Source organism: Oceaniferula flava (genome assembly GCF_016811075.1).
Classification (GTDB): domain Bacteria; phylum Verrucomicrobiota; class Verrucomicrobiia; order Verrucomicrobiales; family Akkermansiaceae; genus Oceaniferula; species Oceaniferula flava.
This window is the reverse complement of record NZ_JAFBGL010000001.1, coordinates 607,447-630,983: the sequence shown is the minus strand read 5'-3', so window position 1 is coordinate 630,983 and position 23,537 is coordinate 607,447. Positions and strand designations below refer to the sequence as shown.

Annotated in this window: 20 protein-coding genes and 1 tRNA gene; 11 read left to right on the top strand and 10 right to left on the bottom strand. The window is 55.1% G+C overall.

The window, feature by feature from the left end; all coding sequences use genetic code 11:
• The first annotated feature begins 166 nt into the window (after window positions 1-166).
• The 3 genes from JO972_RS02700 (at window position 167) to infA (ending at window position 2,569) form a co-directional block, all read left to right on the top strand.
• Window positions 167-1,219 (top strand): LuxE/PaaK family acyltransferase, encoded by a 1,053-nt coding sequence (locus JO972_RS02700; protein ID WP_309488457.1) that lies wholly within the window; start codon window positions 167-169, stop codon window positions 1,217-1,219.
• Window positions 1,216-2,286: an acyl-CoA reductase gene (locus JO972_RS02695; protein WP_309488456.1), complete on the top strand. Its 1,071-nt coding sequence runs from the start codon at window positions 1,216-1,218 to the stop codon at window positions 2,284-2,286. Before JO972_RS02700 ends, JO972_RS02695 begins: the two co-directional genes overlap by 4 nt.
• Window positions 2,287-2,347: 61 nt before the next feature.
• The gene (infA, locus tag JO972_RS02690) at window positions 2,348-2,569 is read left to right on the top strand and encodes a hypothetical protein (protein ID WP_309488455.1); all 222 of its coding nucleotides are present in this window, start codon (window positions 2,348-2,350) and stop codon (window positions 2,567-2,569) included.
• 6 nt (window positions 2,570-2,575) lie between these two features.
• Here infA and cysE read toward each other — a convergent pair whose 3' ends face one another.
• Window positions 2,576-3,436 (bottom strand): serine O-acetyltransferase, encoded by an 861-nt coding sequence (cysE, locus tag JO972_RS02685; RefSeq protein ID WP_309488454.1) that lies wholly within the window; start codon window positions 3,434-3,436, stop codon window positions 2,576-2,578.
• Window positions 3,437-3,444: 8 nt separating this feature from the next.
• Between cysE and JO972_RS02680 the strand changes: the two genes are divergently transcribed.
• Together JO972_RS02680 and JO972_RS02675 are read left to right on the top strand one after the other, a co-directional pair.
• The gene (locus JO972_RS02680) at window positions 3,445-3,852 is read left to right on the top strand and encodes an RrF2 family transcriptional regulator (protein WP_309488453.1); all 408 of its coding nucleotides are present in this window, start codon (window positions 3,445-3,447) and stop codon (window positions 3,850-3,852) included.
• A gap of 35 nt (window positions 3,853-3,887) precedes the next feature.
• Window positions 3,888-4,691, top strand: a complete 804-nt coding sequence (locus tag JO972_RS02675; protein ID WP_309488452.1) for a hypothetical protein — start codon at window positions 3,888-3,890, stop codon at window positions 4,689-4,691.
• Window positions 4,692-4,753: 62 nt separating this feature from the next.
• Here JO972_RS02675 and JO972_RS02670 read toward each other — a convergent pair.
• Window positions 4,754-4,840, bottom strand: a tRNA-Leu gene (locus tag JO972_RS02670).
• Window positions 4,841-4,985: 145 nt separating this feature from the next.
• The gene (locus JO972_RS02665) at window positions 4,986-5,900 is read right to left on the bottom strand and encodes a glycosyltransferase family 2 protein (RefSeq protein WP_309488451.1); all 915 of its coding nucleotides are present in this window, start codon (window positions 5,898-5,900) and stop codon (window positions 4,986-4,988) included.
• A 175-nt stretch (window positions 5,901-6,075) separates the two neighbouring features.
• Here JO972_RS02665 and JO972_RS02660 point away from each other — a divergent pair, with 175 nt between their 5' ends.
• Together JO972_RS02660 and JO972_RS02655 are read left to right on the top strand one after the other, a co-directional pair.
• Window positions 6,076-7,056: a glycosyltransferase family 2 protein gene (locus tag JO972_RS02660; protein ID WP_309488450.1), complete on the top strand. Its 981-nt coding sequence runs from the start codon at window positions 6,076-6,078 to the stop codon at window positions 7,054-7,056.
• A gap of 2 nt (window positions 7,057-7,058) precedes the next feature.
• Complete coding sequence (locus JO972_RS02655) at window positions 7,059-7,751, top strand: DUF6817 domain-containing protein (RefSeq protein WP_309488449.1); 693 nt, start codon at window positions 7,059-7,061, stop codon at window positions 7,749-7,751.
• Window positions 7,752-7,759: 8 nt separating this feature from the next.
• On the opposite strand, the gene JO972_RS02650 is transcribed toward JO972_RS02655, so the two are convergent.
• Window positions 7,760-9,238, bottom strand: coding sequence for an MATE family efflux transporter (locus tag JO972_RS02650; protein WP_309488448.1), 1,479 nt, complete (start codon window positions 9,236-9,238; stop codon window positions 7,760-7,762).
• Window positions 9,239-9,355: 117 nt separating this feature from the next.
• Between JO972_RS02650 and JO972_RS02645 the strand changes: the two genes are divergently transcribed.
• Both JO972_RS02645 and gltB read left to right on the top strand, forming a co-directional pair.
• Window positions 9,356-9,835, top strand: a complete 480-nt coding sequence (locus JO972_RS02645; RefSeq protein WP_309488447.1) for a hypothetical protein — start codon at window positions 9,356-9,358, stop codon at window positions 9,833-9,835.
• A 162-nt stretch (window positions 9,836-9,997) separates the two neighbouring features.
• Window positions 9,998-14,647 carry a glutamate synthase large subunit gene (gene gltB, locus JO972_RS02640; protein ID WP_309488446.1) on the top strand — a complete coding sequence of 1,550 codons (4,650 nt, stop codon included), beginning with the start codon at window positions 9,998-10,000 and terminating at the stop codon, window positions 14,645-14,647.
• A gap of 220 nt (window positions 14,648-14,867) precedes the next feature.
• Here the strand turns inward: gltB and JO972_RS02635 are convergent, their stop codons facing one another.
• From JO972_RS02635 to JO972_RS02620, 4 genes are all read right to left on the bottom strand, one after another.
• A complete protein-coding gene (locus tag JO972_RS02635; protein ID WP_309488444.1) occupies window positions 14,868-15,578 on the bottom strand; it encodes a PEP-CTERM sorting domain-containing protein in 711 nt (236 codons plus the stop codon).
• 198 nt (window positions 15,579-15,776) lie between these two features.
• On the bottom strand, window positions 15,777-16,739 hold the full coding sequence (locus JO972_RS02630; RefSeq protein ID WP_309488443.1) for a hypothetical protein: 963 nt from the start codon (window positions 16,737-16,739) through the stop codon (window positions 15,777-15,779).
• Window positions 16,740-16,957: 218 nt separating this feature from the next.
• On the bottom strand, window positions 16,958-17,911 hold the full coding sequence (locus JO972_RS02625) for a cytochrome c (protein ID WP_309488442.1): 954 nt from the start codon (window positions 17,909-17,911) through the stop codon (window positions 16,958-16,960).
• Window positions 17,908-20,004 (bottom strand): DUF7133 domain-containing protein, encoded by a 2,097-nt coding sequence (locus tag JO972_RS02620; RefSeq protein ID WP_309488441.1) that lies wholly within the window; start codon window positions 20,002-20,004, stop codon window positions 17,908-17,910. Before JO972_RS02620 ends, JO972_RS02625 begins: the two co-directional genes overlap by 4 nt.
• 191 nt (window positions 20,005-20,195) lie before the next feature.
• Between JO972_RS02620 and purU the strand changes: the two genes are divergently transcribed.
• The gene (gene purU, locus JO972_RS02615; RefSeq protein ID WP_309488439.1) at window positions 20,196-21,050 is read left to right on the top strand and encodes a formyltetrahydrofolate deformylase; all 855 of its coding nucleotides are present in this window, start codon (window positions 20,196-20,198) and stop codon (window positions 21,048-21,050) included.
• Between the two features lie 21 nt (window positions 21,051-21,071).
• Here the strand turns inward: purU and JO972_RS02610 are convergent, their stop codons facing one another.
• Both JO972_RS02610 and cysK read right to left on the bottom strand, forming a co-directional pair.
• Window positions 21,072-21,215 carry a hypothetical protein gene (locus JO972_RS02610; RefSeq protein WP_309488438.1) on the bottom strand — a complete coding sequence of 48 codons (144 nt, stop codon included), beginning with the start codon at window positions 21,213-21,215 and terminating at the stop codon, window positions 21,072-21,074.
• An 88-nt stretch (window positions 21,216-21,303) separates the two neighbouring features.
• Window positions 21,304-22,269, bottom strand: a complete 966-nt coding sequence (gene cysK, locus JO972_RS02605; RefSeq protein ID WP_309488437.1) for a cysteine synthase A — start codon at window positions 22,267-22,269, stop codon at window positions 21,304-21,306.
• Between the two features lie 160 nt (window positions 22,270-22,429).
• On the opposite strand from cysK, the gene rlmN reads away from it, so the two are divergent.
• Entirely contained in the window at window positions 22,430-23,536 is a 1,107-nt protein-coding gene (gene rlmN, locus JO972_RS02600; RefSeq protein ID WP_309488436.1) for a dual-specificity RNA methyltransferase RlmN, read from the top strand.
• The last annotated feature ends 1 nt before the right edge of the window (window position 23,537 follow it).

Below are 23,537 nucleotides of genomic sequence, written 5' to 3'. Positions count from 1 at the left end.
ATTGTGTTTGGGATGTTATATGATTTCCGGATTAAACCGAATATCAACTAGTAGCCTATCAGAGGGATCATCCACTTCAAGCTTGCTAACGTGATATTTGAGTCGGATTCGGGGCTTGATTGTCACAGACAAATTCAGAACAGTCCTTTTTCTTCATACCGCGCCCATGACATTCACACCTCAGCCCAAGGACCTGGAATTTAAAATCCAGTCACTAATGCGTGCTCAGGTTTCAGATGAACTGGATTTCTCCTCTGTGGCGAGCGAGGTCTTTGCCTATCAATTTCGCCACAATCTCCCGTATCAGCGATACTGCGAGGCACTGGAAGTCTCGCCCGACAATGTGAGCCACTGGAAACAGATCCCCGCCATTACGACGGATGCTTTTAAAAGCCAAGCCCACCCACTAGTCTGTTTTCCAACAAATGCAGCCAGTCACAAATTCCTAACATCGGGCACCACCCAAGACGTTAGAGGTCAGCATTTTTTTCCAACAATCACACTTTACGAAAGCTCGATCATTGCCGCGTGGAAGACACTTGACCTTCCAGAGCCAGCGAACGTCATCATCCTAACACCCAAACCTGAGAACGCCCCCCATTCCTCGCTCAGCCATATGATGGGCGTTCTTGAGCAACACTATGAAGGGGCCTCCGTCCTGTGGGCAATCGATGATCACGGGCAGATCGATATCGATCTCATTGAAAGCGCCGTCGCCCAACAAAGCCCCATCGCTATACTCGGCACGGCCCTGGCTTTCCTGCATCTGTGCGAAAACCATCGACTGCCACTTCCAGCCGGCAGCTTTGCCATGGAAACCGGCGGCTACAAGGGCACTGGTCGGCAGATGGAAAAGGAGGATCTCTACGCGCTGTTTCAGCGTCAGCTCGGTTTGCCCCCCGAATCCATCATCAATGAGTATTCCATGACCGAACTCAGCAGCCAGTTTTACACCCGTGGACTCGGCGAGCCCCACCATGGGCCATCATGGACCAGAACCCAGGTGATCGACCCCAGAACTGGCCACGAAGCCGCGCCCGGCGAACCTGGCTACCTTGCTATTTACGATCTCGCGAACTTGCATTCCGTCATGGCGATCCAAACACAGGATATCGCGGTGGCGACCCATCAGGGCTCTTTTCAACTCCTCGGTCGCGACCCCAGCGCCCTACCGCGCGGTTGTTCGCGCGCGGCCGACCACGCCATGCAATCGTCATGACCACCGCTCAACGCATCGAACTGTTAGCCCAGGCCTGTCGGCACCCTGATCTGGCTCGTCTGCTGGGGCCAATCGACAGCTCAGCACTCAGCGACTGGGTTGCTGCGGAGCTGGGTCGGGCTGATGCTCTCGATCGCTTTCGCCCTCACGGACCGATACGGAGTCGGGCGATTGCTCCCGCTCACATTCTCCACATCGTCAGTGGCAATACGCCACACGCCGCCTTCCAAAATCTGCTGCGAGGACTGCTGCTAGGATCGCACAACACCATCAAACTCCCCTCGTCCGGTCTCCCGGAACTGACACGCTGGATCGGCAGCCTGCCCGATGCACTGCAAGCGCTGGCGATCAGCACAACAGAGCTAACAGACAACCACTGGCAACGGGCTACTGTGGTTGTCGCCATCGGATCAGACGCGACTATGCAGCAGGTGCAAGAGCAGGTCCGCCCCGACCAAACCTTCATCCCGCACGGCCACAAGCTGTCCATCGGCGTCGTCACTGAAGATTTTGAGCGGGCCGCCACTCTGGCCGCCAAAGACAGCTCCTTATTCAATCAACGCGGCTGCCTATCGCCGCACGCCATCTATGTTCAGGGTGACGCTCGGAAATTTGCCACCCTGCTGGCCCAGGAAATGGCACGCTTCAATCAACACACACCGGCAGAGTCCCTCAGTCTCTCCGAAGCCGGAGCCGTGGCCAACCTTCGTGAAACCACACGTTTCCTGGCCGCTAATGAAGACACCACCGAGCTCTGGCACAGCGGCGACTTGGCCTGGACGGTGATCTGGGAAAACGACAGCACACTCAAGTTGTCCTGCCTAAACCGCTGTGTATATATCAAACCCCTACCGGAGCCATGCACCGCAGAAACACTCGGTGCCGAAGCCCACTACCTATCCACCATCGCCCTTCACCCCTTCGATCCAGATCTCGCCGAACGCCTTGCCGAACTTCCAGCGCACCGCATTTGCCCACTTGGCAAAAGCCAAGAACCATCATTGTTCTGGCACCACGATGGATTTGCACCACTCGCTTCGCTGGTCAAATGGAAGGACATCGGCTAACACCCCATCGCCGCAGCGATCTCCCGCTGCCATCTCCTCATTGCAACGCCCCATCACCATCATGTTCGATCCTCCAGTCACCACCACCGGCACCATCATTCGCTCGCCCAAGCCTAACATCTATTTCGTTTCCCTGCCCAACGGCAAGGAAATCATCGGTCACATCCCCAAAGCACTGCAACATTTGCACGCCGACCTCGAAGCCGGCGTCAAAGTCACCCTGGAGCTCACCCCTTTCGATTTTGAAAAGGGACGCATCAGCGGTTTGGCAGAGGCAGAGTAGGGACGGTTAGATCCGATTCCCATCGCACAGGCTCTGGTTCATTCCCAGCGCGGGGTTCTCCTCGTTGCTCTCACCCATCACCACCGCCGGCACGCCGGCCACAGTTTTATGGGGAGGCACATCTTCCAGAACCACACTGCCGGCACCCACCTTGGCACAGGTGCCAATGGTCACCCGACCGAGAATTTTCGAACCGGCGCCGATCAGCACACCTGAGCGCACGATCGGGTGGCGATCGCCACTGACCTTGCCGGTGCCGCCGAGCGTCACTTCATGCAAAATCGACACATCGTCCTCGATGATGGAAGTCTCCCCCACCACCACACTGGTGGCGTGATCTAACAAAATACCACAACCAATCCGCGCCGCCGGATGAATATCCACCCCGAAGATTTCGCTGGAAATACTTTGGAAATAAAGCGCCAAGGCGTGGCGGCCCGTGCCCCACAGGTGATGTGAGATCCGGTAGGACGTAATGGCCAGGAAACCTTTGTAGAATAATAAGGGTTCAAGCGCTGATTGGCATGCCGGGTCACGGTCGACAATCGCCTGCATATCCCTGGCCGCACTACGCACCAGCGCCCCATTATTGATCAGGATGTCGCAGAGAAGCGGCTCAAGCTCATCGCGCTGCATGTCTTCGCGTGCCAACTTTCGCGCCAAGCGAGCGGCCAAACCACGCGCCATACACTTTCTGGAGATCACCACATCGGTGAGTAAGTGTCGTAGCTGCGGCTCGCTTTGGATGATTTTTTCCGCCGCCTCATGGACTCCCGCCCAAATCTCATCGAGCTCCTCCTGACTTAATCGGCCATGACAGAGGTTAAACTCGTTGGCACTGGCCTTGGTTTGGTTTTTATGTTCCATTATCTCTTGTGAGGATTTCTCAAAAACTTGAATACGCGTGTCGGGCAATGGTTCAACTCGCTCGGCATCACGACGGACAGACTCTTACACGACTTGATGACCTCGCGCAACGTGAAGCCGTGTCTGCAAACTTTTTGGTGCAAATCCTCAACGATCTAAAACGGGCCGGATTAATCATTAGCAAGCGAGGTAAAGCTGGCGGCTACCTGCTGGCCAGAGAGCCGCGCGAGATCACCCTGCAGCACATCACCATGGCGGTGGAACCCGGCATGCTCATCCCCAACGTTTCCGAAGAGGGTGAGTCAGGAAAATCTATCAAGGACGCCTGGGCTTCGATCAGCAAGTCGCTCGACGGAGCCCTCAACGAAATCAACCTCGATTCACTCTGCACCGAGGCCCCGATGTTCTACATATAAGTTGCCAGCGCACGCTTTTGCGCTTTGATTAGGTCATGCTGTTGCCGCTGCGGACCCTCATCTCCATCCTTGCGCTCTCTTGTTGGCTCCCCTCGTCTCTGCCTGCGCAGCACTTGCTCAAGGCTCCTAACGAAAAGGCCGAGCCCATCAATCAGCGCAGGGCTTACGGCAACGCCTGCGGCCCTGCATCGCTACTGAACGCCTTTCAATACGGCGATGAAAAATGGCAGAAAGCCTACCAGGCCGTGCCGGGAAATAACAGCCGGAGTCGCATCCGCTACGTCATTGCCGCTTGGGGCAATCGCCCCTCCAAACATATCGAGGGACTGAAGCGCTGGAACGTGAAGCAAGGGATCAACCTACTCGATCTCACCGACATGGCGAATGAAATGCGCAGCGGACATTTTCTTCCCAAAATCAAATACGAGGTCCTGACCCTCGATAAAAAAGAAAGCCGCCGAGAGCTCCTGAAACGCAGCCACGCACGCATGGCGAAGTCGCTGAAAAAAGGACTGCCTCCCATCATCAGCCTACGCCGTTACGCCTACCGCTACAGCGCAGCCATCGGCGGCCGATCTTGGTGGCCTATCCGTGCCCACTTTGTCGTGGTCACAGAAATCCCAAGCAAACTCCCGCCGGAAGCTCAGTCGTTTAAAATCCGCTACGTCGATCCCTACGGCGGCTATGTGCGCTCCGGCACCATCACCGCCGCTACCGGTCAATTCACCGGCTCCCCCTTCCTCACCGCCAATCTCCCGCACACCTCCGTGGGGATGTCATTTGTCAAGGCGGGCGAAAAAAGCGAGATCAGCCTATCAGCCATTATCGGTCGATGGTAACGCCACCGTTAAAACGAAAAAGCCCTCGTCACTGACGAGGGCCTATTATCGATGATCTTCAATGGTGCGCGCGAGAGGAATCGAACCTCCACGTCCTTGCGGACACATGAACCTGAATCATGCGCGTCTACCAATTCCGCCACGCGCGCACTGAAGACGGGCGGAATGAAGCAGGTTCCCCAGAGTATTGCAACGTTGTTTTTGCAAAAAAATCAAAGTCTTCATTTCCGCCCTGTTTGGATGCTGTGGAATTGGCCCAAACATCCGAGATTGCGATGAAAGTCTGACACCTGATCATTTGAAATGTCGTCGACAAATATAGCGAAGATCCATCAATAGAACGCGCCACAGCGGGTCCAGGTCCTTGCGAATCTCACGCACGTTCAACGCTTCATCTTGTTGCTTCGCCCGAACAAGTTTGGCTTCTATCTTAGCGAGACGATTACGGATGATCGTTTTTATCGGTGGATACATCACTTGATTGGCGTATCCAGCAATGATTTTGGGACATGCTACCTCGTAACGCAGACAGAATTCCCTGAGTTTTACTTCACGCTGCTTCATCACCTGATTGATGCGGTCGGGCTCATCATGATCACGATAATAATAAATCAGTGTGTCTTGATGCACAAAGATCCCACCAGCGAGTGCAATTTGAAGATGAAAATCCCACTCCTGCGCCGATAACAAACACTCTTCGAAACGCAGACCATGATCAACGATAAACTGCCGTTGATGAAGGGGGCAGCCAGTCAGGATATTCCCTTCAAATAGCTGATAAATCATTTCATCCCGCGTGACCTCTGAAGAGGTAAAAATATTGTCAAAAACCGGCTTCTTGCTGTCGAGGTCTACCACATCACCATAGATAAATTGATGAGGCTGCAACTTCTCCATGCCATCCACCTGCATAGCGATGGCGTCACGCAACATGATATCATCAGCATCGAAGAACTTCAGATATTTTCCCCGTGCCATATCCATGCCGGTGTTGCGCGCAGCATTCGCCCCTTGGTTCGGACCAGTGCGGTAGAGAACGCGGTCACCTTGCTGCTTGATGATTTCCAAGGTGCCATCGCTCGAACCGTCGTCGATCAAAATGATTTCCAAATGAGGGTAGGTTTGCGCGTAGAGGCTTTGCAAACACGCTTCGAGATAGGTCGCTGCATTGTAGCAGGGAATCACGATGCTCACGAGGGGTTGTTCCATGACAAAGTTGAATCGGTGAAGGTGGGATCGAGGCGAAGAGAAGCTTAGGACATCGCAGCTTATTGCGTTAAAATAAGCATCACTAGTTTCTCAACGCCGACACCTCATGACTTGAATTTGGCTTAGGCAAGTTTTTTAGCTGACTAAATGGAATTTTATACCATAACCTAACCGCATGCCCAGTGATTGCCCCGTTGTCGCCTTTGTCCCCAGAGAGGTCTTTAGCACCACCGAAAAAAGCCTGAGAAGGCTTTATGAGATCACCGATACGCCATTTGACCTAGTCTGTATCGATGGCAATTCCGACTCAAAAACAAAGTCGTTTCTGGAAAAGTTCTCCAAAGAGAAAGGCTTTACTCTCATCCGCACCGAGTCCTACTTAACCCCGAACCGTGCACGTAACATGGCCTATGATTGGGCCAAGAAAAACACCGACACAGATTACATGGTGTTCGTGGACAATGACGTCTTGGTGAGCAAGGACTGGCTGTCTGCGCTGGTACAATGTGCCGAAGAGACAAAGGCTGGGCTCGTAGGCCCCACTTATTATGAGCACCTCCCGGAATGCTCAAAAATCCATATGTATGGCGGTGTCTGTGGCATCAAACGCAATAAACATGACCGACTGGCCTACTACGAACATCACGACTGCCAACACCTCCCTGTCGAAAAATTGGAGTCCGAACTCGTGCGGAAGACCACGGAGTTGATTGAATTTCACACGGTGCTGGTTCGCATGGATTTTCTAACGAAAATTGGAGGCTTTGACGATGGCTTGGTCTGCCACGCTGAGCATGGCGATATTTCCATGACAGCCACCCAACATGGATATGAGATCTGGCTCGAGCCGGCTTCTAAAATCACCTATGTGCCCCCCTCGAAATTGACACGCGAAGATCGTGATTTCTTCTTCTCCCGATGGAGCGAGGCAAAGATCAGCGCCAACCAAGAACACTTCGATCAAAAATGGGGTCTGGATCCCCACCCCAAAAAGAAGAACCCGGGTCTGAAGTGGCTTCGGATGCACCGCCGATACGCCTGTGGGAGTATTCGTAAGGTTCGCAAAATGTTTGGCAAAAAAGTCGGACGGTTCTACGAGAAGAAAATCTTCAGTCCCTTGGAGCATCGCTGGAATCGCTTTAAATACCCCGCCTAAACATGAACGTCGCACAAACGAATCTGCAGCTATACAATCAGCTTAGGGAAGCCCGTTGGAGCGATGCCGATCTCACCACCGTGAGGGCCGCTTACGATGTTTCGCAAAAGCTCTTTGCCAATGCCTATCGCCCCAACCAAAAGCCTTTCGTTTGCCATTTGATCGGCACCGCCAGCGTGCTCGCGCACTGGGGCGAGCGCCCTGACATGGTGGTTGCCGGCATGTTACACTCGGCCTATCTTTACGGCAGTTTTGGCGACAAATTAGGGATGACTCCCGAGAAACGGCAATACCTCCGTGCCATCGTGGGTGCTGATATTGAAACCTTGGTGCACAACTACTCATCCATGAAGGGCGTCAATCCTCTAACCTCGGATGACCGCGATTACCTCGTGCTGATCTTGGCCGACCTCTATGATGAAATGTTGGATCAGGGGGCTGCCTATGCTCCGGCGAAACCACTGCCGGAACTGTGCGACGATGAGACGGTCACCAAAATCATCGACGCCGCAACTCGGACGATCAGCGCCGAGGTCGGTCAACAGTTCGAAAAAGCGATCCGCGATCTCGAGCAAGCCAGCCCTCCAGACTTTCTCACCACCGACGCCACCTCCTTCAGCCGAATCAAAACGGGAATCCCCGGTTTTTCGAAAAAAAGGAAACGCTCACGCTGGCGTCGCCTGCTCCAGAAATAGCTTACTAATTACACCTCCCTTGTCAGCCAGCGGCCGCGGAAGTGGAGCCAGACGAAGATTGCACTTTGCAGCAGCACATCACAGATCATCACCTGCCAAATCCCCATCAGGTCGATGTCGTAATTCCGGATGACCCACCAGAGCACTCCCACCCGGATCAAGCCCATGGAGGTGAATGAATAGATCGTCACCGTGCGCGTATCCCCCGCACCACGCATCGACATTTTCATCACCATCATCGAGGCCGTCAGCACCTGCATCAGACCAACAAAGCGAATAACCGGTGCCGCCATCTGGAATTGGGCCGACGACGGATCGCCGAACAATGCGAGGAATTCGGTATTAAACACGGAGATCAAAACGCCAGCACCTCCCATGGTCACCACGGCCAGAACCCAGCAGAAACGCACTGCCTTTTTCGCCATTTCCGGATCCTTGGCGCCGAGATACTGACCGGTGAGTGTGCTCGCCGCCATGCCAATGGCGAACCCCGGCATGAAACTCACCGACTCCAGACGAACCACCATCGCATGTGCCCCAATGGTGCCCGCTTTCATCGAGCCGATAAAATAGACCCCCACGGCATGCACCGACCACATACCGATGATTTCGATCATCGACGGCCAGCTAATCCGCCAGATTCGGCGCAGCATTGGCATATCGTAGCGCATGTTTTCCAAGCGCAGCACCAGTGGGTCCAATGAATTTGCGCTTTTCTTGGATTGGCGCTGACTCAGTCCACCACCGGGGCGCAGGAACCAGAGAATCATCGCCGCGCCGCAGGCCCAGCCGATCACCGTGCCGCCGGCAAGGCCTTGCACGCCCCAGCCGAGTTCATAAACAAAATAGAGGCTGACACCAACGTTGATCACATTGACTAACAGCATCGCCATAAAGGGCTTCACCGTATCGCCATAAGCTCGCAGGCAACTGCTGGCGACAAACATCACACCACTGAACGGAGCCAACAGAGCTCCGATGCGCATGTAATCCACCACATATTCCTGAGCCAAGTCACTCAGACCGAAGAAACGCCCCATGTGAGGAACCACCAGCCAGATCAGCACCCCACTGAGGAAACCGGAGACCACTCCCAGTAGCAGCGACTGCCCCAGGGCAAGGTTGGCCGATTTAATATCACGTGCGCCGGTGGCACGTGACACCAAGGCCATCGCACCAGTCGCCATCGCCCCTTGAAGAATCATCAGCAGCCACATAAGATACATGCCTGCTCCCATCATATCCATGACTGCCTCACTGGCTTCGCCACTTTCCATCCGGCCCGCGATCATCATGTCTGCGAAACCGACACCCACGCCCATCAGGTTTTGTAAAAATGGCCACAGCGCAAGAGCCAGCACCTGCCGAGGTAGTGAGAGGCCGGCAAGCTTCCCACCTAACTCCATCGGCACAGCAACGGCCGGGGGCTCATCGATCACCGATAGCCCGTCGCCACTCTCCACGGCCTGGAATTCCTCACTACTCATTTTTTGCTAATGACCACTGGATAACTTCAAGTCATCGCGGTGACGAGCACCGAACTATCGTTCTTTTTCGTAACTTGGAAGTGCCAAAATTTGTTTTAAGAGATTAGAATCTGGCCCGTGAACGAAGATCCCTACCGCCCACCCTTGGAGTCTCCCGAGATCGAGGAGTGGCATGACTCCGCCCCACAGCAGCCCGGCGAGGCTCCCGCACTGGTGGTAGAGCACCTGCGTCATACCCGCCCTTGGGTGAAATTCTGTAGCTTAGCCGGTTATATCACAGCAGGGTTCATCCTGATTATCGCGGCGATGACCGCGCGCAAGATGCTGGGCAGCTTTCCTCTGCTCTCAATCATCCTGCTGGCTTCCTTCTACCTGGTGCTGGCAGTGCTGTTCATCATCCCCTCTCTCAGACTCTCGAGATACGAGCGCTCGATCACCCGGCTCAACATCAGCCATCGCATCGAGGATCTCGAGCAAGCGATCGCCCACCAGCGAACGTTCTGGACTCAAATGGGAATCATGATCCTCATCATGCTGATCCTCTATCTAGTCACCATCGGAATCTCGGCTATCGTGCTTCTGTCCGGCAAAATCTAACCATTTCAGCCCCCTCGCTCCGCCTTTGTCCTGACAGACTTCGCACTTGGCAAGCGACCTGCTAAGGGCTTAATTGCTCTGCCGCCGAATCGCCCGATGACGAGCTTCGACTTCCACCCTGAAGACAAGCCCCTCATTTTCAACGAATCAGTTTTTCTCATCATGTCATTCCCATATCACAACAACACACCAGACAGCACCGGATCCATGCACAGTTTCTCCACCGAGAGAGATAACTGCGGCATGGGCGCGATTGCCAACATCCACGGCAAGCGCTCATATCAAATCGTCGATTTGGCGATCGAGTCCGTATGTAACATGACGCACCGCGGAGCTGTTGACGCTGATATGAAAACCGGCGACGGCTCAGGCATCCTCAGCCAGATCCCCTACCCGATTTTCCGCAAGGCTGCCGCTGAATTCGGCACCGAGCTGAAAGACGATACCGATCTGGCGGTGGGCGTATTCTTCCTCCCCTTCGACGACCAAGCTGCGCAGGAAGAAATCAAGCAGCTGACGGCCAAAACTATCGCGGCCCGCGGAATCTCCCTGATTGGCTGGCGCGAGGCTCCCGTGGCTCCTGAAGAGCTGGGCAAGCTGGCGCAGAAAACCCGCCCGCAGATCCTCCACCTGCTGATGGAAAAACCCGAGGGCTGGGACGCCGATCACTTTGAGCGTCAGCTCTACCTCTGCCGCCGCAGCATCGAGCGCGATACCAAGACGATTGAAAACTTCTACATCCCCTCCTTTTCCAGTCGATTGATCTCTTACAAGGGCCTGGCCATGCCAGCCACCCTCAAGGCCTTCTACCTCGATCTCCAGAATCCTGAGTTCGAGACCGCCATCTGTCTTTACCACCAACGTTTCTCCACCAACACATTCCCCGCTTGGCCGCTCGGTCAGCCATTCCGCATGATGTGCCACAACGGGGAAATCAACACCGTGCGCGGCAACCGCAACTGGATGGCCTCCCGTGAGGAATTCTTCGAATCCGAAATCTGGGGCGAAGATGTCGAGCTGCTGAAGAATGTTCTCCGCGAAGACGAAAGTGACTCCGCCAGCCTCGACCACGCGCTGGAGCTACTCACCCTCTCCGGCCGCTCGCTGGAGCACTCGATGTGCATGCTGGTTCCCCCCGCCTTCCGCGACGATGCCGACATCTCCGATGACCTGCGCGCCTTCTATCAGTATCACCGCTCGTTCGCCGAGCCATGGGACGGCCCTGCCGGCCTGGTCTACACCGATGGCAACAAACTCTGCGCCTCGCTCGATCGAAATGGCCTTCGCCCGTCGCGCTTCAAACTCACCGAAGACGGCCTGCTTTACATCGGTTCCGAAATCGGTGCCGTGCAGATCGACAGCAGCAAGGTGATCCGCACCGGCCGTCTCGGACCCGGACAGATGCTCAGCGCTGACCTCAGCACTGGAGAGCTGAAGTTCGACCGTGAAATCAAGGAAGGTCTGGCGAAAAAAGCCCCCTACCGTCGCTGGATCGATGAAAACCGTCTGGAACTCCACGATTTCATCTCCCCGGACCCTCAAACTCCCGCCGTGGAAATCGACCCCGTCGACCTCTCACGCATGCAGATCATGCATGCGATCAACACCGAGGAACTCGACATGGTCTTCCCGCCGATGATCAAAGGCGCTCAGGAAGCGGTTTTCTCCATGGGTGACGACATCCCACTGGCCGTGCTTTCCAGCTACCCACGTCTCCTGCCGACTTACTTCAAGCAGCTCTTCGCCCAGGTGACCAACCCACCGATCGATCCGATCCGCGAGCGCTCCGTGATGACGCTCGCCGCCGGTCTCGGTGCCGAGTGTAACCTGTTAGCCGAAACTCCGGAACACGCCCGCGTGCTGAATCTCGACTCCGCCATCCTGCTCGAGCAGGAAATGCACCGGATCAAAGACATGGAGGAACATGGCTTCCCGAACCGCGTGATCGACATCACCTGGGACGCCTCCACCGGAGCAGCCGGCATGGAAGACGCCGTGAAACGAGTCTGCATGGAAGCTGAGGCCACCGTGGATGAAAACATCAACGTGCTCATCCTTTCCGACCGCGCCGCATCCGCCGAGCGCGTGCCTCTGCCCGCCATGCTGATCACCGGTGCCGTGCACCACCACTTGAACCGCGTGCGCAAGCGTCTTCGCTGCTCCTTGGTGGTCGAGTGCGGTGAAGCCCGCGATACCCACCAAATCGCCTGCCTGTTCGGCTTCGGCGCCACCGCCGTCTGCCCATACCTCGGCTACGCCACCGTCCGCGACATCGTGCGCAACGACACCAAAGGCAAAATTGGCGACGGCATCTCCGAGAGCAAGGCGATGAGCAACTACCGCAAGGCACTGGAAAAAGGCCTGCTCAAGATCATGTCCAAGATGGGTATCTCCGTGCTGAACTCCTATCAGGGAGCGCAGATTTTCGAGGCCATCGGCATTGGCAAAGAAGTCATGGATGTCTGTTTTACCGGCGCTCCGTCACGCCTCAGCGGCATCGGCTTCAAAGAAATCGCCGAGGAATCCATCATCCGTCACAAAGCGGCCTTCGCCGATGTCTTGGACGACAGCGAAGAGCTCGACGAGCTGCGCGTGCTCATCAGCAAAGGCAAGCCACTGCCCTTGGGCGATCCTGGCTACTACCGCTACCGCAAGCAGGGCGAACGTCACGCCATCACCACCGAGGTGATCAAGAACTTCCACACCTACCTCAAGGACGGTAAGCAGGAGGACTACGATGACTACGTCAAAGCCTCCCTGGAAACGCATCCGGTCACCATCAAGGACCTCTTTGAATTTGTGCCGTCCAGCGATGGTGCTGTGCCACTCGAAGAAGTAGAGCCCCGCGAGAACATCGTGCGCCGCTTCACCACCGCCGCCATGTCCATGGGGGCGCTGTCACCGGAAGCCCACGAAACTTTGGCCATTGCCATGAACCGCATCGGTGCCAAGTCGGACTCCGGTGAAGGCGGCGAGGACCCTCGTCGTTTCCAACCTTATCCAAATGGCGACTGGGCACGCTCCCGAATCAAGCAGATCGCATCCGGACGTTTCGGCGTTTCCGCGCACTATCTGGTCAATGCCGATGAGCTGGAAATCAAGATGGCCCAAGGAGCGAAGCCCGGTGAAGGTGGCCAGCTTCCCGGTCACAAGGTGAATGGCATCATCGCCCGCCTGCGCAACACCCAGCCGGGTGTGCAGCTGATCTCACCACCGCCGCACCACGATATTTACTCCATCGAGGATCTGGCCCAGCTGATCCACGACCTGAAGGAAATCAACCCACGTGCCAAAGTCACCGTCAAGCTGGTGGCAGAAGCCGGTGTCGGCACCGTGGCCGCCGGTGTGGCCAAGGCCGATGCCGATGTCATCCTGATCTCCGGTCACGACGGCGGAACCGCAGCCTCACCGCTGTCCTCCACCAAACACGCCGGCCTGCCATGGGAAATGGGCCTTTCCGAGGCTCAGCAGACTCTGGTGCTGAACAACCTGCGCTCGCGAGTTACACTGCGCACCGATGGTGGCATGAAAAACGGACGCGATATCATCACCGCCGCCATCCTCGGCGCGGAGGAATACAACTTCGGCACCATGGCGATGATTGCCATGGGCTGTGTCTACGTCCGCCGCTGTCACCTGAACAACTGCCCGGTAGGTGTTGCCACCACCGATCCCAAATGGCGCGCCAAGTTCAACGGCACTCCGGAAATGGTGGTGAAATACTTCTACGCAGTCGCCGACGAAGCACGCAAGATCATGGCAGGCCTCGGTGTCAAAACCTTGGACGAGCTGATTGGCCGCCCCGAGTTCCTGCGTCAGCGCGAGGTCCCAGACCATCCAAAGGCAAACTCCATCGACCTCAGCCCCGTGCTCAAGGACATCGCTCCTGCCGTGGCCAAGACGCTGGAGTGCGATCCCAAGGACGTGGCTCGCATTTGCCAACAGGATCGCAACGATGGTATCCAAAAGCCAGCGCTCGACCTACAGATCATCGAAGACGTCAAGAGCAGCATCGGCAGCGAGGACTTTGCCGATCTCATGGATCGTCAGCCGGTGAACCTTGAATACAAGGTGGTCAATACCGACCGCAACCTCGGCACCCGCCTCTCCGGACGCATTGCCGAAGTGCACGGCAACCATGGCCTGCCAAACGGCACAATCAACCTGACCTTCCGCGGCTCCGCCGGACAATCGCTGGGCACCTTCCTCTGTGGCGGCATCAACATCAATGCCATCGGCGAAGCTAACGACTACGTCGGTAAAGGCATGGCTGGTGGCCGCATCGTGGTGCAGCCGGAAGACAACGTTCAGTTCGAACCTGCTGACAACTCCCTGGCAGGTAACACCTGCATGTATGGAGCCACTGGTGGTGAGCTCTACATCAATGGTCGTGCCGGAGAGCGCTTCTGCGTTCGTAACTCCGGTGGCACCGCCGTCTGTGAAGGCGTCGGCGACCACGGCTGTGAATACATGACCAACGGTCTGGTGCTTATCCTCGGCCTCACTGGCAAGAACTTCGGAGCCGGTATGTCCGGAGGCACCGCCTTTGTTTACGATAAAGACGGCCGTTTCCAATCGCGCATCAACACCGAGATGGTGGCCCCCCTCCCCATCCGGCGTGAGCAGGACATCGCCGAGGTCAAACGTCTGGTTGAAAAACACGTTGAACTCACCGGCAGTGCCCGTGCTCAGCGAATCTTGGATAACTGGGAAAAGTCCGTGAAGAAATTCATCCGCGTGATCCCCAAAGAACGCGCCGAACTGGAAGCCGCCGAAGAGTCGCACGAAGCCGCCTCAAACGTAGGCCGCTAATTCGCCAACGCCCCCTCTCCATCCCGCGTCCCGCCAGCCACTTTAGGTTGAGCAAGGGCGCGGGATTTTTTTTGTGCTGGAACGTGGAGCCCAGACAAAGCCCCATCAGCAGCGAGGTGAACGTGCTCAGCGAATCCCGCCAACCCACAACAAGCACACAAAAAAAGACCTTCTCCCGTATCGGAAGAAGGTCTTGGCTTTGAAAATAAAGGGTGTCTCTCTACACGCGACGGCGCAGAATCAGGCAGGCTGAACCGGCCAGGCCAAGCAGCAAGGCGGATGATGGCTCAGGAACCGTCGAGACGGTGCCTCCCATGGCAATGCTGTCCAAACCGATGTGAAAGCCTGCACCATTGGTTCCGTCTGCGGTAATTTTCACCGTATAGGTAGTGTTCGCATCCAAGGTTACCCCTGCGAAGGAGGCTGTGGTGGAAAGCGGATGAGCCGTTCCATCATCGGCTGCATGGACGTGCTCGGTAGTGATGGTTTCAGCCCCCGTGCCACCGGTAAGTTCAATGGTCCAGAGGGTGGTATTGCTAGTGATATTGAAATCTCCTGTGCCCCCGAAGTTATCACTTACCAGAGTGAAATCATTGAGCACGATGATATCAGTCGCACTCGTGGTGAATGAAAATGAGGTGTTCCATGTTCCCTGCCCGCTGTTGTGCCCCAGGTTGTTATTCACGGCGAACAAAGAATTGGCATCTGTCGTCGTGAATAAGTCACCCGTGCCTGTGGACTGGAAATCGTTGACTGCAGTCATCGTGGTTGAGCTGGCGGTCACACCATTGGTCGTCCATGCGATACCATTCATGGCAGTGCCATTTTTGGTGCCGTCGAATTCCGTGCCGATCAGGGTGATAGCACTACTTGTGCCCGTAAGAAGCGCCCCGGAGAGCAGCATCAGATTTGCTTTGTTGAGTAGGTTCATGTTTTGTGGTGTTTGTTCGCTGTGTGATTCTCAGCATGGCTGCGTCTCCTTGATGAATCATCACATCACTCACACAATTGGTTGATTGCTCCAGATACGTCAGCAAACAACTTCCGAGCAAATAGGTTGCTCTTTTACCTACATAGATATCCCCACCGCAAAGCGAAGAGGACACTTCGAGCATACGTGCTCATTGACTTACTTTTCAGCCACTTCGTCACCTTCCAGCTTCTCCGGATTGATCAACTCTTGGAAGTCCTTGATCCAATCGGGGGCATTTTTGTGATACAGATATTTTTGCAAATGGTTGAGCATGTTGACGGCAGCCGCTTTTTCATCGCCTACTTTAAAGCAGTCCACCTCCATTTGCCAGAGCAGTGCCGGACGGTTTTCGGCGAGGAATTTTTCATACTCGGGTGGCAGCATGGCGTCTTTTTTCCCGATGCTGGTGCCCTCTCGCTTACCCCACTTCTCATGCACCAGCCCTTCGTGCTGGATGCGGCGAATCCAGGCCGAGCGGAGCAATCCCACTCGATCCCTGCTGCGCAGTGGCGGCATGATTACCTGCTTGTAAATCCCACCAATGTCCAAGGCGGACGTCGGCCAGTCTTTCACTTTGATATTGAGGTCATACGCTTGAGCAAACACCGAGCTGAGTGCGTTTTGACTAAGAACATTGCGGTGCTCCTGCAACCTTTCGGCATTTTTAAAGATCTGGTCAAGGTGGGTCATCGCTCGTTGCCCCATCTCACTGATCTCACCATCGCGCTGCGCCGCTTCAATACTCAGCAGCAACCACGACAATTGGTGACGCAGGGCCATGCGCATGGATGCGGAGTTCAGTCGATCTTTGTTGCGGCGTTTCCACTCGCGGAAGTCCTGGGTTTTGCGTTTTTCATCGGTGTAGCGCACCTTCTCGTAACATTTAAGGTAGAGATTCATGGTGGCGTCATCCGATTGAATGGCGTTGCGGTAATCTTGAATCGCGCGCCGATACAAACCTCCCACCCGGTCTTGTGACTGTTGCTGGATCTTGAGCAGCTGTTCATCCAGAGCAATGCGATCCCCCTCCGTAAGCGACTCAGGTTCAGCGGTGGCTAGACGAGGCAAGACCCCGAGCACAAGCACGGCGGAAGTTTTAAGTATGAATGGGACACGCATAGTGGATGATTACAGTATCAGTGTTAATGCTTATGCCAGAATCGGAATCGTGATGCAAAGGGATATTTCGACATTGTTAGATGCCTATTAGGCAGCGCATATCCATCAATTTCTGTCCAATTATGGCCTTATTTGAGATTCCAACGCTTCGACACCCATGCCCTAAGGAATCGCTCCACAGCGGTAACACTCCGGATTTCCCCTTCCAGCAGCAGGGTTTAGAGCTTCGAGAGGTATTTCACCAAGGTCTCAATTTCCCTTTTACTCAGCACCTTGGAGAAACTTGGCATGGGCACCGCTTCGTAACCTTTGACAATCGCGGCCTGTGGATCGGTGATCGATTCCTTCAGGTAGGCAGCATCCACGAGCACTTGCTGCTCCTGACCATTTCTCACAACGTTGTGTTTCTTGCCGAAGAAGCCCTTGAAACTGGGGCCGATCAACTTGCTGCCGTCGAGCGAGTGGCAGGCGTTGCAGTGCATCTTGTAAATTTGCTCGCCGGAAAGTTTGACGATCTTGCGGACAAACTTCTTGTTGGCAGGTTTGAGGTGCAGGGTGATCTTCGCAGTGGTGGCGCCGGCGGGAAATTCGATCACCTGCTTGCCACTGAGTGTAAGCCCTTCGCTCAGCTCCACCTTGTCGACCTGGGCGACATCAACGCGGTAGTAGTTCTTGCTCTCGCTCGGTTTGGGAAAGGTGAAGTTCAGAGTGACCACGTTCGCCGTGGTGAAATCGACCTTCTGCTCAACAGGAAACCCATCGATCGCGTAGGTAAATGTCGGCTCGCCGGTTTCTGCATCGCGACGGTAGCCATGGAACTTAATCGCCTCCGGAGCGACGTCGGATTTTTTGACGCGAAATGGAATCGTATCCGTGCCAAGGCTCTGTCTCACCCCGAGCACCTTGCTGGGGTTACCACCACGACCATTGACTTCGCCCTTAAAATCCAAAAAACCGCCACTCCAAGCAAAGACGGGAGCGCAATGCAGTGCATCAAAGGCATAGTTAAAACCGCCGGGATTTCCCACCGCGATCATACGAGTGGAAGGAGCGTCATCGATGAGGCAGCGCTGGATCAGCGTTTTATCCTGCACGGTGATATCAGTGGCCTGGGCATAGGCCAGGGACACGCAGGAGGAAATAAGGGTCAGGTTGGTAAGCAGATGAATCATGGAAGGAGTTTGTTCAGGGTGTAGACACCGTAGTTGTTCTCAAGCACGAGGCCGGACTTGGATTTGAGCTTGGGAAGCTCGATCTGATAGATGAAGTGCTCTTTGCGATCGAGCTCGATAGAAACTGTAAGACCATCGTCGGAGACGCTGACCTTTTTTACCGGCACCGGGGCCTCATGCATGGGCTCGGAACCGTAGCCATCCCAATATTTGTAATCATATTCGCGGACCTTGATCGCGTCTGCAACCAGTGACTTCTCAGCCATAGGCTGGGTCAGCACGATATCGAAACCATCCTTTGTGAGCGCAAAATGATGAATCTCGAAGGGCGATTCGCCTTCCTTGTAGCGAATCACCTCAAGCTCAGACTCACCGGCAACCCAACCGCGACCGACGGAACCAATCCATAGGTTTCCCTTCTTATCAAAGCCTGCCGAGTAGGCTGCGCTGCTGAGCGGGCGAATAAATGGGTAGACCGCACCTTGATAGGCTCCACCTACTTTTTCCAAGGACACACGCACCACATTACGTTGGGCAATGTCCGCAATAAAGGCCTGCCCGCCAAAAGGGCCAAAACCTTCTGCTGGTGCAAAGGCCGGATGACCAGGGGAGTTAGTGAGATCACCGTGGGACAGCCACACGGCGGGGTGCTTTCTGGCTTTGGCGAACTTTTCCTGATCGAGTTCAGGCACGGATGGCACCGTTTGCGGACTGGTTTTGTAATCTAACACACTCGGTGTAAGACCGTATTCCGGCAGATCCCAGAGTGCAGCCGGGTGACCGAGGAAATCGTCCTTCTCCACGTGACCCAGATAAGATGAGGCCACCCAGTCGCCTTGGTTATCGGTGACAAAAAGCTCGTCCTGATCGTTCATGCCAATGCCGGCGGGCGACCGTAATCCGGAGGCGTAAGGAGTGATATTGCCATCCTTATCGACCTTCATGACCCAGCCGCGGTAGCCGAGCGAAGTGGACATTGGCTTTTTAAAATCGCCTTTCACCTGGTGGTAGCCACGGGCGGCGAGGCCGGTGGAGAAATACAGATTCCCCTCGGAATCCATGCGCGGGCCGTAGACGAATTCGTGGTAGTTCCCTGTGTAGCGGTAGCGATCTTCCACTGATACATACACGTCCGCGATGTCGTCCCCATCCGTGTCCTTGAGCAGGGTGAGTTCCGGCTTCTGCATCACGTAGACGCCCTTGCCATCGGGAGCGATGAGCACGCCATTGACCTCCTGAAGGCCATCGGCGAAGAGGATCCATTTACCATCCTTATTTTTCCAAACGGCTCCGGTGCGTGTTGAGATATACGCGGAACCATCGTCGGCAAAGGCAATATCAGTCGGCTCAAACAAGAACGGTCGGCGCACCTTGGGGAGGTCGACTTTTTCCACCGTGTAACCATTGGGGATGGTCACCTTCTCTCCCCGGCGCAGGAAGGAAATGGTGAACTTCTCCTGGTTGGGAAAGAGGTTTTTCAGTCCGTTGCGCTGGTTCTGCTTCCCATTGGTGGATAGTCGGCGGAATGGCACCTGAGTCAGTTTGTAGTTCAGGTTCTCCTTGGTCTTCTTATTCGCCTTGATGTCGAAGTGAATATTTTGCTCGAGTTCCGAGATGTATTCGAGGTGCTCTTTAATTTCCCAGCGCATGCCGGTGATCGCCTCGGTGAGGATGGTTTTGAAATACACCTTGCCATCGACCACTTCCACCCCGACCCACTTGTGGTCCTGCTTGAGCTTCATCTTCAAGCGCAGTGGCTCGGAGAAGATCCACGGCAGTCGTTTGAGGTGAAACGACTTCATTTTCTGGTTCATCGGCTCGAACTGGCCAGCGGGATCTTGGCGACCAAAGTGCCCTGTCCAAATCCCCTCCATCGACCGATCGTTCGGATCATACATGTAGTTATAACCAGCCTTCGTGCCCACTGCGATCATCGGCCGTTTGCCTTTTCCAACGGGAACCTCCCTGATGATCACGCCATCGGTGACGACAATTTCGTTGCCCTCACCCAGCTCATATGTGCCGTATTGATCCTCTGCCTGAATCCATGCACATAGCAGGGCGGTGATTAAAAAACCGATTCGTATCATCATATTATTTGAGAGGTGGTGTCGAGCACGGGAGCTCACCTCATGTTGATGAATTCCAGCAGAGTGTGTGATGGCACGTCAATGATCATCTAAGTCTTGCGTGACTGTATGCCGTGGAATAAAGCCATGAATCGATCGAGTCATGATCACAGACAGCAGTAGCCAAAGCTCTCTAACTATGCATGATCACCGTCATGCAAGGGCTCATCCTCAAAATCGACTGTCCGGACCAACACGGCATCGTTGCCAAAATCGCCTCCTACGTGGCGGATTATGCCGGAAACATGACCGAATTCTCCCAGTTCACGGATGCGGTGAACGAGAAGTTTTTTGCGCGGGTGGAAATCGACACCACCCATCTCTCTGTGGAGGTTGAGGACTTCATTGATGGATTCAACACCCTGGGCAAATCCCTGCATGCCACCTGGCACTTTCGTCGACTGCCCTACAAAATGCGCACTGCGGTTCTAGTGACCAAAACCGATCACTGCCTGAACGAAATCCTCTGGCGCACCAAACTGGGTGAAATGCCCATCGAAATCACCTCCGTGATTGGCAATCGCGACACCTGCCGCAGCATTGCCGAGCAGGCCGGGCTCCCCTTTCACCTGATCGACATGGATGGCGACCAAAAAGAAGCCGGCTTCCAGCAAATCCGCAGCATCCTGCACGAGGAAGATGTGGAGCTCACCGTACTAGCACGTTTCATGCAGATCCTCCCCGATTGGTTCTGCTCCGAGTTCGGTGGAAAAATCATCAACATCCACCACTCCTTCCTCCCGGCCTTCATCGGAGCCAATCCGTATCGGCAGGCCTACGAGCGTGGGGTGAAACTAATTGGCGCTACCTGCCACTATGTCACCAGTGACCTCGATGCCGGCCCGATTATTGAGCAGGAGGTCAAGCGGGTGCAGCACTTCCACACCCCCAAGGACCTGATGCGCTTAGGTCGCGACTGCGAACGCAATGCCATCGCTCGTGGTATCCGCTACCACGTCAACGATCGCACCATCATTCAGAACAACCGCGCGATTGTCTTCCCAGACTAAGGGGTCCGCACCCTCTGGCAGTCAGGCAACGGCCTGGATGCGGTAGAGCAGATCCTGATAACCTGCTTCCCATTCCTCGTCCGAGGCTACCAAGGAAAAGTCACCGAGAACATCAACAGGGACGAGATCATTGCTGATTTCCGCCCCCTCTCTGGCAAACGACACGGCGATCACATTATTCCTGTGAACTTCCGATGAATTTGGATCCAGTATGATGTCTCGAGTTACTTTTCGTTGCATAGATTCTTATTGGTTACACGTCTTGGACAGCTAAGTTGCTGACCTCCTCCTTCACCTTCTCGGCGAGTGGAGTGCTGAGGTAGCGCTCGGTGGAGCTGCAGGCCACGGTGACGATGCGTTTGCCGGCGAACTCAGGGCGCTTGGCCAGCTGAATAGCCGACCAGATATTGCCACCACTGGAAATCCCCACTGGCAGACCTTCGTTCTGCGCCACATCTTGGGCCGTGGCAAAGGCGTCTTCGTTACTGACCTGGATCACCTCATCGATGATATCGACATTGAGGTTGCCAGGGATAAAGCCAGCACCGATCCCTTGGATCTTGTGTGGCCCAGGTTTGCCGCCTGAGATGACCGGACTATCGGTCGGCTCAACGGCGAAAGCTTTCATATCACAGCGGTCTTTCAGCACCTCACTGACTCCAGTCAATGTGCCGCCGGTGCCCACACCAGCCACGAAGGCATCGATGTTTCCGCCGGTGGCTTCCCAGATTTCCTCCGCGGTGGTCAAGCGGTGAGCTTCGGGGTTTGCCGGGTTATCAAATTGGCTTGGGTTGAAAGCCATTTCGCCGAGCTCTTCGCAGAGCTGCTTGGCTTTGACAATGGCGCCGTTCATGCCCTTAGGCCCTGGGGTGAGCACGATTTCCGCACCGAGCATACGCAGCAGCATGCGGCGTTCCATCGACATGGTTTCCGGCATCGTCAGAATACAGCGGTAGCCCTTGGAGCGAGCTACAAAAGCGAGTGCGATCCCAGTGTTTCCTGAAGTGGGCTCCACAATGGTGCCGCCGGGTTTGAGGCTACCATCTTTTTCCGCCGTCTCCACCATCGAGCGCCCAATCCGGTCCTTGACGCTGAACAGAGGGTTGAAAAACTCACACTTCACGAGAATCTCAGCGTCTAAGCCCTGAGTAACGTGGTTGAGTTTGACCAGTGGAGTGTTCCCCACGGTCTCGACGAGATTGTTGGCAATTTGAGTCATGATATTGGAATGTTTGAATCGATTATTGAGCAATGATTGCTTTCGCCCAACTCTCTCCTATTCCCTGCCTCTTTCAAGCAAGATCCGCGCCAGTTCTCGTCATCTGTCCGAGATTAGTAAAAATCCGTGCCTTTTCCACAATTCATGCTACAAGCACGCCGTGTCAGCCACCGAAAAACCAGCTACCCAATCACTCCGAGGCCTCAGCAAAGAAGACCTTGAGGCTTATGTTGTCAGCGCAGGTCAAAAACCCTATCGCGCCAAACAAATCCTGGAATGGCTCTACCAACAACGGGTAGAAGACATCGAGGAGATGAGCAATCTGCCAGCGCCGATGCGTGACAAGCTGGCCAGTGAGTTTCACATCAACAGCATGAGCCATGTGGAAACCAGCGGCTCGGAGGACACCACACGCAAGTTTCTTTTCCGCCTGCAGGACGGCCGCTATGTCGAAACCGTCTTCATTCCCGCCTCCAAAGGACTGAAGGGAAAACAGTCCGATCGGAAAACGATCTGTGTTTCCTCTCAGGTCGGCTGCGCCTACGGCTGCAAATTCTGCGCTTCAGGTTTGGCCGGATTCACCCGCAACCTGACCGCGGATGAGATCATCGGGCAGATGATGATGGTGGAAAAGCTGACTGGGGAATCGATCAATAACATCGTCTTCATGGGCATGGGTGAGCCCCTGGCAAACATCAAGAATCTGATCAAGGCGCTGGAAATCATCACCGGCCACTGGGGGCTGAACATTGGAGCTCGTCACATCACGGTCTCGACCTCCGGACTGGCACCAATGATTAAAAAGCTCGCCGAGTTCCCCGTCCCGATCCGTCTGGCGATCTCGCTGCACGGTGCCACCGACGACGTGCGCGACCTCATCATGCCCGTGAACAAAAAATGGCAGATCAAGGAGCTGTTCGACTCCCTGCACTACTGGCGCACGTTCAAGAAACAGAAAATCTCGCTGGAATATATTCTCATCAAAGGAGTCAACGACTCCAAAGAGCAGGCCACCATCCTGGCCAAACGCGCCAAAGGCATCAACGCCAAGGTGAACCTGATCCCTTACAATACGGTGGAAGGGCTCGACTGGGTGCGTCCGTCCGAGGAGGTGTGTTATGGCTTCCGCGATATCGTCGCCGACGCCGGAATCAATACTACGCTCCGACTGGAAAAGGGCCACGATATCAACGCCGCTTGCGGTCAGCTCCGACTGAAAAAGGAAACCGCCGAGGGAATCATCCCCGCACCGGTGAAGGCTGGGTAGT

Bases quoted from the DNA above. Each gene is read 5' to 3' on its own strand.
- JO972_RS02620 (WP_309488441.1), bottom strand. From the start codon at position 20,004: ATGATGATACGAATCGGTTTTTTAATCACCGCCCTGCTATGTGCATGG.
- cysK (WP_309488437.1), bottom strand. From the start codon at position 22,269: ATGACTCAAATTGCCAACAATCTCGTCGAGACCGTGGGGAACACTCCA.
- JO972_RS02665 (WP_309488451.1), bottom strand. From the start codon at position 5,900: ATGGAACAACCCCTCGTGAGCATCGTGATTCCCTGCTACAATGCAGCG.
- JO972_RS02635 (WP_309488444.1), bottom strand. From the start codon at position 15,578: ATGAACCTACTCAACAAAGCAAATCTGATGCTGCTCTCCGGGGCGCTT.
- JO972_RS02625 (WP_309488442.1), bottom strand. From the start codon at position 17,911: ATGATTCATCTGCTTACCAACCTGACCCTTATTTCCTCCTGCGTGTCC.
- JO972_RS02700 (WP_309488457.1), top strand. From the start codon at position 167: ATGACATTCACACCTCAGCCCAAGGACCTGGAATTTAAAATCCAGTCA.
- gltB (WP_309488446.1), top strand. From the start codon at position 9,998: ATGTCATTCCCATATCACAACAACACACCAGACAGCACCGGATCCATG.
- purU (WP_309488439.1), top strand. From the start codon at position 20,196: ATGCAAGGGCTCATCCTCAAAATCGACTGTCCGGACCAACACGGCATC.
- JO972_RS02695 (WP_309488456.1), top strand. From the start codon at position 1,216: ATGACCACCGCTCAACGCATCGAACTGTTAGCCCAGGCCTGTCGGCAC.
- infA (WP_309488455.1), top strand. From the start codon at position 2,348: ATGTTCGATCCTCCAGTCACCACCACCGGCACCATCATTCGCTCGCCC.
- JO972_RS02675 (WP_309488452.1), top strand. From the start codon at position 3,888: ATGCTGTTGCCGCTGCGGACCCTCATCTCCATCCTTGCGCTCTCTTGT.
- JO972_RS02655 (WP_309488449.1), top strand. From the start codon at position 7,059: ATGAACGTCGCACAAACGAATCTGCAGCTATACAATCAGCTTAGGGAA.
- JO972_RS02650 (WP_309488448.1), bottom strand. From the start codon at position 9,238: ATGAGTAGTGAGGAATTCCAGGCCGTGGAGAGTGGCGACGGGCTATCG.
- cysE (WP_309488454.1), bottom strand. From the start codon at position 3,436: ATGGAACATAAAAACCAAACCAAGGCCAGTGCCAACGAGTTTAACCTC.
- JO972_RS02630 (WP_309488443.1), bottom strand. From the start codon at position 16,739: ATGCGTGTCCCATTCATACTTAAAACTTCCGCCGTGCTTGTGCTCGGG.
- JO972_RS02660 (WP_309488450.1), top strand. From the start codon at position 6,076: ATGCCCAGTGATTGCCCCGTTGTCGCCTTTGTCCCCAGAGAGGTCTTT.